Here is an 11892-nt window from a genome sequence, read left to right as displayed (position 1 = left end):
GCCCCGCATGGGATGCCCCGCATTAGCGGATTTCTATATTCTCGCAAAGTGGTAAACGATGACGCCTAATTGAAATCGACAGGCAACACGGGGTTATTCAGGTTTAAACACGCCAATTACGCCAGTGCTACCTTTACTAGCACTGCCTACTTTTTTGTCTACCTGTGACTCGTGATAGTCACAATGAACACATTCAATTTTTTCTACGTTGTTTTCAAAATACAGCATAATGGAGTCTTGAGCTTTGCACTTAGGACATACAGCACCTGCAACAAACCGTTTTTTTATTTTATTAACCATGATTTTAGGAATAATTTAGCTCGCCATCTTGGTATCATAACCCGTATCGAACGTAAGTGTTATTAGTAAACAGGCTAGCATGATTCAATTTTCCGACCTTTCTTTAATGCGCGGCAGTAAAATGTTGTTGCAAGACGTTAACGCAGTGGTATACCCAGGTCATAAGGCTGGCTTAATTGGTGCAAACGGATGCGGAAAATCCAGTTTATTTGCTTTGATCAGGGGAGAGTTACACCCCGAACAGGGCGATTTCGCTATTCCAAAAGACTGGCAAATTGTTTGGGTAGCGCAAGAAACTCCTGCAGTAGAGCGCAGTGCCTTGGATTATGTTATTGATGGTGACAGACGTTATCGCGCGCTGCAGGCGCAATTAAAAGAAGCTGAAGAATCACATAATGGTGAGCAAATAGCGGTTTTACACGGTTTGTTAGAACAGGCCGGTGCCTATGATATTGAATCAAGAGCTGCCACCATATTGGCGGGTTTGGGATTTGCTAATGATGTCATGAATAACAGCGTAAATGCATTTTCTGGTGGCTGGCGTATGCGTCTTAATTTAGCCCAAGCATTGTTGTGTTATTCTGATTTGCTGCTGCTTGATGAGCCCACTAACCACTTGGATTTAGATGCGGTTATCTGGTTAGAAAAATGGTTGCAACGTTATACAGGTACTTTATTACTTATTTCTCACGATAAGTCATTCTTAGATAGCACCGTGAATGAAATCATTAGCGTTGAGCAGCAAAAATTAGTCAGTTACACCGGTAACTACGATGCTTATGAAATTCAACGTGCAGAACGTTTACGATTACAAAGTTTGCAATATCAAAAGCAACAAGACCAAATCGCCCACCTAGAATCTTTTATCAATCGCTTTGGTGCCAAGGCAAGTAAGGCCAAACAAGCACAGAGTCGGGTAAAGCAATTGGCGAGGATGGAAACCTTGCTACCGGTCATGGCCGATTCACATTTTACCTTTCGCTTTTTGGTCCCGCCTAAGTTGCCTAATCCTCTTGTTAAGATGGAGCAGGTAAAAGTTGGCTATGGCGATAAGGTTATTTTGGAAAAACTCCAACTTAACTTAGTGCCAGGTAGTCGTATTGGTTTGCTGGGTAAAAATGGCGCCGGTAAATCCACATTAATCAAATTGTTAGCAGGTGAAAATGCCCCTTTGCATGGCGTATACGAGACCTCAGCAGGTTTAAGTATTGGTTATTTTGCTCAACACCAACTCGAGTTTTTACGCGCTGACGATTCACCTTTAGCTCATATTCAACGTCTAGACCCTAAGGCATCTGAACAAAGTTTGCGTGACTTTTTAGGTGGTTTTGGTTTTCGCGGCGATGATGCCTTAGCTAAGGTGGCTCCAATGTCTGGTGGCGAAAAAGCTCGCTTAGTATTGGCCCTGACAGTTTATCAAAAACCTAACTTGCTGCTCCTTGATGAACCAACCAACCATTTAGATCTGGATATGCGCCACGCATTAAATATTGCTCTGCAAGGGTTCGAAGGTGCGATGGTATTGGTGTCACACGATCGTTATTTGTTATCGTCGGTTTGTGATGATTTTTATTTAGTTGATAGCGGCCAAGTTCAAGTTTTTAACGGTGATTTAGATGATTACAAAGCATGGATTTTAAAGCCAGAGCAAAGTGCCAATGCCACCGATAGCCCAAAAGTAAAACCAGAACGTAAAAACACGAAGCGGCTTGAGGCTGAGTTTAGGCAAGCTACACAAGGCTTAAGAAAAACCATCACAATGTGTGACAAAACCATGGCAGATCTACACAGTAAGTTAGCTAAAATGGAAACAGAATTGAGTCAAACTGAAATTTATAACGCTGAAAATAAAATGCAGTTAAAACAAATTTTAGCCGAGCAGGCAAAACTTAAAGGGCAACTTGAAGAGACTGAAATGCAATGGTTAGATGCGCAAGAGCAACTAGAACTACAACAAGCTGAGTTTGACCTATTACTCAATTAACACAAAAGTTTAAGTCGATGTCTGTAGATGAAACTCAAGCGCAAGCTCCTTATTTCGGCGTGGTCACACACAGTAATTTTGTTGCCCCTTGGTGGGCGAAAAACCGCCACGTGCAAACTATTTTTCCACGTTTTTTACAGAAGCGTCAGGCTTTAAAGTATCGCGTAGAAAACTTCGTTTTGCCTGATGGAGATTTCGTTAAATTGGCGTGGGTTGGCGACATCAATACCGCAAACGGCCTGATTATTATGTTTCATGGTTTGGAGGGCTCTATCCACTCTCACTATTGCCATGATATGGCGGCTGACTTAGTCCGCCAAGGTTACGCTGTTGTTGTGATGCATTTTCGCGGCTGTGGTGGGGAACTAAATCATCGCACTCGGGCTTATCATTCTGGTGAAACCTCTGACCCTCTGGTATTTCTAAATTGGTTGCAAAGTCACTATCCCGAGTTGCCAAAATTTGCCATTGGTTTTTCTTTGGGCGCTAATATGCTGTTAAAATTGCTCGGTGAAAATCCCCAGCAAACCATACTAAAGGCTGCTGTGGCGGTCTCGGCACCGCTGCAGTTAGCTGAGTGTGCAGAAAGTATAGGTCGCGGTTTTTCAACGTTGTATCAGCGCTATTTGCTAAAAAGTATGCTGAATAACTTGCAACGCAAAATGGCAATCATGGACTATGGTAAGCAACTTAATATCAAACAAAATGAATTGCACCGCCTAAAAACCTTCAGAGATTTTGACCAGCATGTGACGGCTCCCTTGCACGGCTTTAGCGATGCGGATGATTATTATCAGCGTTGTAGTGCCATGGCGTATCTAAAGGAGATACAAACACCCACCTTGATATTGCATGCCAAGGATGATCCCTTTATGAACGAAAAAGTGTTACCTAATTCACAGCACCTTTCGGCTTCTGTCAGGGTCGAGTTAAGTGAACAAGGCGGGCATGTTGGTTTTTTACAAGGCAGTCCTTGGCGTCCCAAAATTTGGATGCAGCAAAGAGTGAGCGATTTTTTAAAGACTGTGTCCGCTTTACAGCAGCAATCTACAAGTGAGAAAAAATGATTATTCCGATTCAGGATGTTGGACAAGAAACACTTATGAATATTATTGAAGCGTTTGTGCTGCAGGAAGGTACTGAATACGGAGAGCACGACGTTGGCTTAGCTGAAAAAGTACAACAAGTTCTCACCCAACTTAAGTCGGGTGAGGCATTTCTAGTTTATTCTGAGTTGCACGAAACGGTCAATATTGTGGCAAAAGGTCATCTCAGAACAGATGAAGGTGACCGTTAATTAAGGACTAAATTAAAGGTGACTGGAACAGATAAACCGATACTAGATAAACCAGCTACTTTTTGTAGGGCTTCAACCCCTGCTTGTAAACCAATGTCTGCAGCGCTCAATAAAACCGGTTTAGCGCTCGTTACCACAAACTGACCTTCAGTGGTTTTTGTTACAACAACATTCAAATTTAGACTTTTTTCTATACCCATCAAGGTTAGAGTGGCGGGTAATTCAGTGTGTAAGGTTTCACCCTTGGCAAGGGCCATTATATTTTCTGCAAGGGTGGCGCTAATCTTTGCCTGTGGAAAAGCATCAACCTTAAATAACATTTCACGCATTCTTTGATTGCGAATATCAATACCTGTTTCAACCGTACTTAAGTCTATGCTCGCAGTAAATTTTCCGTCACTGCTGAGTTTGCCTTCAACACGGTTAAAAGAATGTACTTCACTGGTATTGAGGTTTTTGGTTGAGATAAAAAACACTTTTGATTGTTCACTGTCTACTGCCCAATCTGCCATCGCGGCAGTGGATATCATACTTGCCGCAATCAAATAGCTTGGCAGTAATTTTTTCAAATTGATCATATTAGGTTTCCAAGTTTGTATTTAACAATCGATGGCCAATCTACATTTTGATCGCCCATCACGATAAAGTCGGGGTTATTGACGCTTTTACGCCGGTTGTAGCTTAATGGCTCAAAATCGTGCGCTAATATTGAACCGCCAGCCTCGCCTACGATGCATTGTGATGCACCCGTATCCCACTCACCTGTTACGCCTATTCGTAAAAACACATCTGCCTTACCCTCAGCGATGAAACAGGCTTTGAGTGAGCAACTGCCTAATGGCAACGTATGATAAACTCGATGGTCGCTCATACTGTTCATGACCTTCTCACGGGCTTGGCGACGGCTAATAGCAACCATGACGACGCCTTGTTCAGTATCGTCAAACGAGCGTACATGTATTTGTTTGTTTTCAGAAGGACTCTCTTTAAACGCTCCTTGCCCCTTAGATGCATAATAAAGTGTGTCACCAGGAGGCCAGTAAATGACTCCAATCACTGGAATATTATTTTCTACCAGCGCTATGTTGACCGCAAAATCACCACTTCGTGCAATAAATTCCTGCGTACCATCGATGGGATCAATCAACCAGTAGCGTTTCCAGTCTTTACGAGTGGACAACTTCGCGTTGTCGGTTTCTTCAGACATAATAGGAATGTTGGGCGTTTCTGCTTGTAACAACGCCAAGATAATTTCATTTGCTTTGTAATCTGCACTGGTGACGGGGGAGTCATCTTCTTTCTGATAACTGGCAAAATCACCGCTATCATATATTTTCATGACTTCTTCACCTGCTATACGCGCAGCGCGTTTTGCAAGTTCAAGTAGGCTATGGTGATCATCATTTACCATTAGCGTGTCCTTATCCATTTTAATGCAAGAAACAGTGCTGCGTAGCATCGTGCTTCTGTAAAATCTTCTCTGGCCAGAAGAGCATCTGTGTTATTAATTGACCAAGGGATCACTTCCATTGGTTCTGGTTCATCGCCCTCTAACTTTTCGGCGTAAAGTTGATGAGCAATAAAAATTTCCATTTTGGCATCAAAAAAAGCGGGAGCCATGCTCACCGTCTCTAAAGAGTGTAGCTGTTTTGCACCAAAACCGACTTCTTCTTTTAACTCGCGGTTAGCGGCCACCACAGCGGTTTCACCAGGGTCAATCAGTCCTTTTGGAAAACCTAACTGATAGGAGTGGTTACCCGCAGCATATTCCCTGACTAGCAAAAATTCATGTTCATTGATAAAAGGAACGATCATCACAGCACCACGACCACTGCCCGCCATGCGCTCAAACTGACGTTTTTCACCGTTTGAAAACTCTAGTTCAAGTTGTTCAACTTTAAAAAAGCCACTCTGTGCAATGATTTTGCGCTGATGGATCGTCGGCAAGGTTTTATTATTGTCTATTTTGCTCATGTCTTTTTCACGTTACCATTACTGCCAATCGATAGTTCAAATTTTAGGGAAAGCCTAAGCTTGTTGCTTAGTCTATCCTGTTTAAACAAGAGTCATGCCATTGTCAATTATAGCTTGGAACCAAATTGAAACCGTCTTGTTAGATATGGATGGTACGCTACTGGATTTGCACTTTGATAACCACTTTTGGTTAGAACATCTGCCAGCTAAGTTAGCGTTAATGAACAATATACCAATTGCTCAAGCGAAAGAAGACATGTTCGCTGAATATAGTAAAGTTCAGGGCACTATAGATTGGTATTGCTTAGATTATTGGCGTCAAAAAGTCGGATTAGATATTGTTGCAGCGAAGCGAGAAATTCAGCAGCTCATCAGTTTACGTCATGATGCGCTGCCCTTTATTGACGCGCTAAAACAGTCAGGTAGACAGGTTATCTTATTGACCAATGCTCACCCCGATAGCCTGTCGTTAAAAGTCGAACATACTCAGCTCGACCAACATATTGACCAGTTAATTTCAACTCATGAATTTGGTGTCACCAAAGAATCACAATTATTGTGGCACAAGCTTCAAGCGAAAATAAATTTTGCCAATGAGTCGACACTTTTTGTTGATGACAGCTTAGCGATATTGCGTTCTGCCCAGCAGTTTGGCATTGCACATTTGCTAGCTATCAGTAATCCCGATAGTAAAAAGCCGGTGAATGATACAGAGGATTTTGTCGCGGTTTCAGATTATTCCGTTTTATTGGCAGACATTATTAATAACCCAGTAAGCTGAGTTAACAAAGGCGATCTCGCCCCGCGCGTTTTGCTTTAAACAGATTTTTATCTGCTTGGTTAATCAATTCTATCGGGCTGATAGTTTGCAGGGGGTCGAACTTTGGCGTAATTGCAGCCACGCCAACACTGACGGTGACATGTTCAGCGTTAGCGCTTTTGGCGGCTGGGATTTTTAACTTTCTCACATTATTAAGAAGTTGCTTGGCTACCCGTTTGGCGCCGGATAAGTTGGTGTAGGGCAGAAGTAAGACAAACTCTTCGCCCCCAAATCGAGCAGCAAAGTCTTCTTCTCGCGATTTGGTCTGCGCAATCGCCGTGGCGACTTTTTTCAGGCACTCGTCACCCTCTATATGACCAAATTGATCGTTGTAGTCTTTGAAATGATCGATATCTATTATTAATAAACCGATAGAGTGCCCCCCGCGAATAGCCGTATGCCAAATACGATTAAGGGTGGTGTCGAGTTGCATTCTATTGGATAAGCCGGTTAAACCATCGGTACACGATACATATTCTAACACTTTCTGTTGCTCGACTAATCGCATGTGATTTTGCACACGAGAGTAGATAATTTGCGGTGGTACGTGTGTATTGATGTAATCAATTGCGCCTATTTCGAGGCAGGCTTGTTCTTCTTCAATAGTCGAAGATTGCGTCAATAGAATGATAGGGATATGCTGGGTCAATGGATTGCTTTTGACCAAGACGCACAGTTCTTGTCCGCTGATAGTGGCGGCATCCACTGCGCTCAAAATCAAATCAATATCAAGGTCGTAAATTATATTTACTGCTTGCTGGCCATCCTCGGCAACTTCTACAATGTATTTTTGCTCAAACATTGCGCGTAAGCTATCCAGCGTCGTTTTATTGGACTCAACCAACAATAACGTGGAACGTGGCAACGTATGATTTAAATTCATGGCTTCCTAGAAATGCATCCGTTCATTAGAGTGACATCTTATCTTAGTAGAGTGAGTTTAATCGATCTGTTTTTTCATATTTTGTGATTAAAATTCATACTACAAGATGAGTTTATAACACTATAAATAGCATTGCTATGCTCTATCAAATGGCTCATTATGTTGAGTTCGCTGAACCAGCGAGTTAGCCGAGGGATTTGTTTGAAAACTTTTGTTTGTCAATGCGGTAATAAACTTTATTTTGCTAACAATACATGTGTTGTTTGTGGCTTATTACTCGGCTTTATATCTGATGAGTTGCAACTTAGCGCATTTACCACTAACCGTTCTGGCCAGCTGCAGTCTTCTGCCAACGGCCAAATATATCGTCCCTGCAAAAATTATCTGACCCACCAAGTTTGCAATTGGATGATTCATATTGATGACCAACATGAGTTTTGTTCTGCCTGTCAATTAAATGAAGCGACCCCCAAATTAGAAGTTAAAGGTAATAAGTTACTTTGGTATAACCTAGAACAAGCTAAACGCCGCCTACTCTATACGTTGTACAAGCTGAAGCTACCGGTACAAAACCGTGCGCAAGAACCGCAAAAAGGCTTGGGGTTTGAGTTTTTAGAAGACGAAATAACCGATGAATTTGGTAACGAGTTAACCGTTAAAAATTATGTTTCAACAGGTCATGCTGCCGGTATAATCACGATTAATGTCAAGGAAGCGCAGACCAGTATTCGACATCAGGTACGGGAAAGTTTAAACGAAAGTTATCGCACATTAATTGGTCACTTCAGACATGAGTCTGGTCATTATTATTGGGATCGCTTAGTTAAAAGCAGTCAGCACATTGAAGAATTTAGAACATTGTTTGGCGATGAACGGATGGATTACGCTAAAGCATTAAATGATTATTACAAACAAGGACCTAAAAAAGATTGGCAAAACGTTTGGGTCAGCGCGTATGCCAGCATGCACCCTTGGGAAGATTGGGCTGAAACCTGGGCGCATTACTTACATATGGTAGATACCTTAGAAACAGCCAGCGATTATGATTTTAGTATTTCTGGCAACAAAGTTGCCAACCCCTTAGTTGCTGGCGGTCAACATGACTATATTTACACCGCTACCAGTTTCACCCATTTATTTAATGATTGGTGCCGTTTAACACAAGTATTAAATGGCTTAAATCGCAGTATGGGGCTGGATGATGCCTACCCCTTTGTTATATCAATTTCAGCACTAAATAAGTTACGGTTTGTACATAAAGTCATTATGCAAAACGACGAAGTCAGTCAAATCAGTCCGAGTTAACCTTATTTAGTAGATGGTTTTTCCCATTCAAAGCGTGGCAGTTTATTGAAAGCACGCTTTAATCCTTCATTCCAATGTTTTTGCACAGACTTGTACATCACACTATTGGTATTAAGTGACGTGCGATAAGGTGCTTCAAAGTGATTATTTGTATGAATCGCTAACTCGATTGGCGGGCCTACAGAAATATTACTTCTAATGGTTGAGTCTAAAGAAACAATAGCGCAACGCGCTGCATCTTCTAGTGAAGTATTGGCAGCGATAATCCGATCTAAAATAGGTTTACCGTATTTGTTTTCGCCTATTTGTAAATATGGAGTCTCAGGTGATGCCGCAATATAATTGCCTTGGGGGTAAATTAAAAAAATCTCACACGGTTGACCGGCAATTTGCCCTCCTAATATAAAACTTGATTCCGCACTAGAGTTCGACCTTTCTAACGCAGCAGCGTGCTGTCGTTGTTCCCGTTGACTCAGCTTGCCAATATATTTAGCCACTTCGTGCAAGTAGTTGCCTTTGCGCATATTAAACTCTGCATCAGGGTCATCTATATCAGTCTTAATCGCATTAATCACGGCTTGAGAAGTGGCTAAACTGCCCGAAGTCAGTAAGACAAAACTTCGCTCTCCTGGAAATACAAAAGTGGTCATCTTGCTGTAGGTTGCAACATAATCGACACCCGCATTGGTACGCGAGTCAGACGCAAAAACCATACCTTTGTTTACATTTATGGCTAAACAGTAAGTCAACGTTAATCTCTCTTTGCACTATTGTTGGGCTCAATAGTGACCCAACATTGAACACGTAAGGGCGGTATTTTGTCTGGGCGTGGCTATAAATACAATTATTATTTTTGGCATGAATACCGCTTTAAAACAATTGAGTTATCCGTATACTAAAAATTAAAACAATCCATAAGGGGTGTTCATGGCGATTCGATGGGGAAATTACAAAGTGGCAAATTTGCACGATGAGTTGCTTCGGGCAAGTGGCAAACCAAGGCCTTATGCAGAAGATTTGTGTGAGTATTTGCGCAATCTAACTGACGCTGAAATTTTGGAGTATAAAGCCGGTGCTGATTCAGCCATTCAAGTCATGGGTATTACTTTTCGAGTTTACAACGATGAAGAAGGCTCTATTGACCGCGCCTGGCCCTTTGACATTATTCCTAGATTAATTGATAAAAAAGAATGGGAAAACATCGAAGTAGGTTTAAAGCAGCGTGTTAAAGCCTTAAACATGTTTATTGATGACCTATACAATGACCAAAACATTATAAAAGACGGTGTTTTTCCTGCCGACCTACTGGATAAATCAAAAAATTTCTTAAACGAATGTAAAGGCTTTAGCCCGCCTTTAGGGGTTTGGGCGCATATTTGTGGTTCTGATTTAGTCAGAGACAACAAGGGTACGGTATATGTGCTTGAAGATAACCTACGAGTCCCCTCTGGTGTTTCATACATGCTAGAAAATCGCCAGGTAATGAAACGAGTTTTTCCTGAAATGTTTGAAAAACTGAATATCATGCCCGTAGATGATTACTCTTCTGATTTATACGATATGCTGGCCGCTATGTCGCCTCGGGATATTGCTGAACCAGAAATCGTGGTGTTGACCCCAGGTATTTATAATTCCGCCTATTTTGAACATGCTTATCTGGCCCAGCAAATGGGCGCTGAATTAGTCGAAGGCAGTGATTTAGTGGTGGGTGAAGACGACTGTGTTTACATGCGTACCATCAATGGCTTGTCGCGGGTAGATGTGGTGTATCGTCGAATTGACGATTGGTTTCTTGACCCTGAGGTCTTCAATCCTGAATCGACACTCGGCGTTCCAGGCATTATGCGAGCATGGAAAGCGGGCAATGTGGCCTTGGCAAATGCACCAGGTTCAGGCGTAGCAGATGATAAGGTGGTGTATGCGTTTGTGCCTGACATTATCAAATACTATCTGAATGAAGAGGTAATCTTACCTAACGTACCGACTTATAAATGCGTGAATGAAGACGAACGTGCTTACGTATTAGAAAACATTGCTTCTATGGTAGTGAAACCGGCCAATGAATCCGGTGGTTATGGCATGTTAATTGGTCCTCATTCAAGTGCGAAAGAGCATGATAAATTTCGTAAACTGATACAAGAAGATCCCCGCAACTATGTGGCTCAGCCCATGTTAATTTTATCGACGGCGCCGACGATGGTCGATACCAAAGTAGAACCTCGACATTTAGATTTACGGCCTTTTATTTTAAGTGGTAAAGACGTAAAAGTAACAACCGGTGGTTTAACCCGTGTAGCCATGATTAAAGGCTCAACAGTAGTAAATTCATCTCAAGGTGGCGGCAGTAAAGACACCTGGATTGTTGACATGGAGGGGTCTTAATTATGTTGTCAAGAGTCGCAAATAACCTTTGTTGGTTAGGCAGATATTTAGAGCGTGCTGAAAATACCGCGCGTATTATTAATGTTAACTCCAATCTTCTCCTTGATTTGCCCAAAAGTATCTCTCTGGGTTGGGAGCCTATTGTCGATATTCTGTCCTATCGTGAGTTGTTTTATTCAAATCACAAAGAAGCGGTGGAGCGCAATGTGATTAACTTTATGGTGGCGGACCGAAAAAACCTCGGTTCGATTATCAGTGCTTTAAGCGCCGCTCGTGAAAACGCCCGTACTATTCGTGAAATTATTCCTCGCGAGGCGTGGGAAAAAATCAATGAGTTATACTCATACGCCAAAGAAAATTGTCAAAAAGCCCAAGCGCGCCGTTCTCGTTATGCATTTTTAAGTGAAATTATTCAATGTAATCAAACGATTACCGGTATATTGGCTGGCACCATGACCCATGATGAAGGGTATGCGTTTTTGCGTATTGGCCGAAATATTGAACGAGCAGATATGACCACACGGATTATCGATGTGCGCTCTGCGTCTCTACTACAAGATACTGAAACCTCACAATCGGCCTTTGAAAATTTACAATGGATGAGCGTACTTAAATCACTCACCGCTTATCAAATGTATCGTCGAGAAGTGCGCCTGCGTATTCGTCGTCCTGATGTATTGAAGTTTTTGCTGCTAGAAAACCGCTTTCCACGTTCGTTACTGCATACCTTGCAGCAAGTTGAGCACTGTTTAAAGCAACTACCAAATCACGAAGATGTGATTATGCAAATTCGGGTTGTCGAAAATCATTTGTTGGAGGCCAACCCGCAATCCTTGATCCAAGAAAAGTTGCATGACTTTATTGATGATATGCAGTTGGGCTTAAACACGATTTTTGACAAGATAAACGAAACGTATTTTTATCATCAACAATAGGTTATTTTTCTT

13 protein-coding genes are annotated in these 11892 nt (G+C 42.0%); 7 read left to right on the top strand and 6 right to left on the bottom strand.

Going from position 1 to position 11892, the window contains the following annotated elements; genetic code table 11:
* Positions 1-93: 93 nt before the first annotated feature.
* Positions 94-300 carry a YheV family putative zinc ribbon protein gene (locus tag NWQ57_RS16890; RefSeq protein ID WP_306023338.1) on the bottom strand — a complete coding sequence of 69 codons (207 nt, stop codon included), beginning with the start codon at positions 298-300 and terminating at the stop codon, positions 94-96.
* Positions 301-379: 79 nt separating this feature from the next.
* Between NWQ57_RS16890 and NWQ57_RS16885 the strand changes: the two genes are divergently transcribed.
* From NWQ57_RS16885 to NWQ57_RS16875, 3 genes are read left to right on the top strand one after another with little or no spacing between them, the layout of a single operon-like run.
* A complete protein-coding gene (locus tag NWQ57_RS16885; RefSeq protein WP_306023337.1) occupies positions 380-2284 on the top strand; it encodes an ATP-binding cassette domain-containing protein in 1905 nt (634 codons plus the stop codon).
* 17 nt (positions 2285-2301) lie between these two features.
* Complete coding sequence (locus tag NWQ57_RS16880; protein WP_306023336.1) at positions 2302-3351, top strand: hydrolase; 1050 nt, start codon at positions 2302-2304, stop codon at positions 3349-3351.
* Positions 3348-3581 carry a YheU family protein gene (locus NWQ57_RS16875; protein WP_306023335.1) on the top strand — a complete coding sequence of 78 codons (234 nt, stop codon included), beginning with the start codon at positions 3348-3350 and terminating at the stop codon, positions 3579-3581. The genes NWQ57_RS16880 and NWQ57_RS16875 overlap by 4 nt, the downstream gene beginning before the upstream one ends.
* Here the strand turns inward: NWQ57_RS16875 and NWQ57_RS16870 are convergent.
* The 3 genes from NWQ57_RS16870 to nudE are packed head-to-tail and all read right to left on the bottom strand — an operon-like array spanning position 3578 to position 5555.
* Entirely contained in the window at positions 3578-4159 is a 582-nt protein-coding gene (locus NWQ57_RS16870) for a YceI family protein (RefSeq protein ID WP_306023334.1), read from the bottom strand. The two genes, NWQ57_RS16875 and NWQ57_RS16870, sit on opposite strands and share 4 nt — an antisense overlap.
* Positions 4156-4992, bottom strand: a complete 837-nt coding sequence (gene cysQ / locus NWQ57_RS16865) for a 3'(2'),5'-bisphosphate nucleotidase CysQ (RefSeq protein ID WP_306023333.1) — start codon at positions 4990-4992, stop codon at positions 4156-4158. Before cysQ ends, NWQ57_RS16870 begins: the two co-directional genes overlap by 4 nt.
* Positions 4992-5555, bottom strand: coding sequence for an ADP compounds hydrolase NudE (nudE, locus tag NWQ57_RS16860; protein ID WP_306023332.1), 564 nt, complete (start codon positions 5553-5555; stop codon positions 4992-4994). The genes cysQ and nudE overlap by 1 nt, the downstream gene beginning before the upstream one ends.
* Before the next feature lie 100 nt (positions 5556-5655).
* Between nudE and yrfG the strand changes: the two genes are divergently transcribed.
* Complete coding sequence (gene yrfG, locus NWQ57_RS16855) at positions 5656-6336, top strand: GMP/IMP nucleotidase (protein ID WP_306023340.1); 681 nt, start codon at positions 5656-5658, stop codon at positions 6334-6336.
* A 1-nt stretch (position 6337) separates the two neighbouring features.
* On the opposite strand, the gene NWQ57_RS16850 is transcribed toward yrfG, so the two are convergent.
* A complete protein-coding gene (locus tag NWQ57_RS16850; protein ID WP_306023331.1) occupies positions 6338-7258 on the bottom strand; it encodes a diguanylate cyclase in 921 nt (306 codons plus the stop codon).
* Between the two features lie 201 nt (positions 7259-7459).
* Between NWQ57_RS16850 and NWQ57_RS16845 the strand changes: the two genes are divergently transcribed.
* Positions 7460-8563, top strand: a complete 1104-nt coding sequence (locus tag NWQ57_RS16845) for a putative zinc-binding metallopeptidase (RefSeq protein ID WP_306023330.1) — start codon at positions 7460-7462, stop codon at positions 8561-8563.
* Between the two features lie 2 nt (positions 8564-8565).
* Here the strand turns inward: NWQ57_RS16845 and NWQ57_RS16840 are convergent, their stop codons facing one another.
* On the bottom strand, positions 8566-9312 hold the full coding sequence (locus NWQ57_RS16840; protein WP_306023329.1) for a peptidase: 747 nt from the start codon (positions 9310-9312) through the stop codon (positions 8566-8568).
* Positions 9313-9490: 178 nt separating this feature from the next.
* Here NWQ57_RS16840 and NWQ57_RS16835 point away from each other — a divergent pair, with 178 nt between their 5' ends.
* On the top strand, positions 9491-10945 hold the full coding sequence (locus NWQ57_RS16835; protein WP_306023328.1) for a circularly permuted type 2 ATP-grasp protein: 1455 nt from the start codon (positions 9491-9493) through the stop codon (positions 10943-10945).
* A 2-nt stretch (positions 10946-10947) separates the two neighbouring features.
* Positions 10948-11880, top strand: a complete 933-nt coding sequence (locus NWQ57_RS16830; RefSeq protein ID WP_306023327.1) for an alpha-E domain-containing protein — start codon at positions 10948-10950, stop codon at positions 11878-11880.
* Positions 11881-11892 lie beyond the last annotated feature (12 nt).

Origin of the sequence: Paraglaciecola sp., assembly GCF_030730205.1 — a bacterium.
GTDB lineage: Bacteria > Pseudomonadota > Gammaproteobacteria > Enterobacterales > Alteromonadaceae > Paraglaciecola.
Note: the sequence above shows the minus strand (reverse complement) of the source record. Positions and strands in the feature narration are given on the sequence as shown.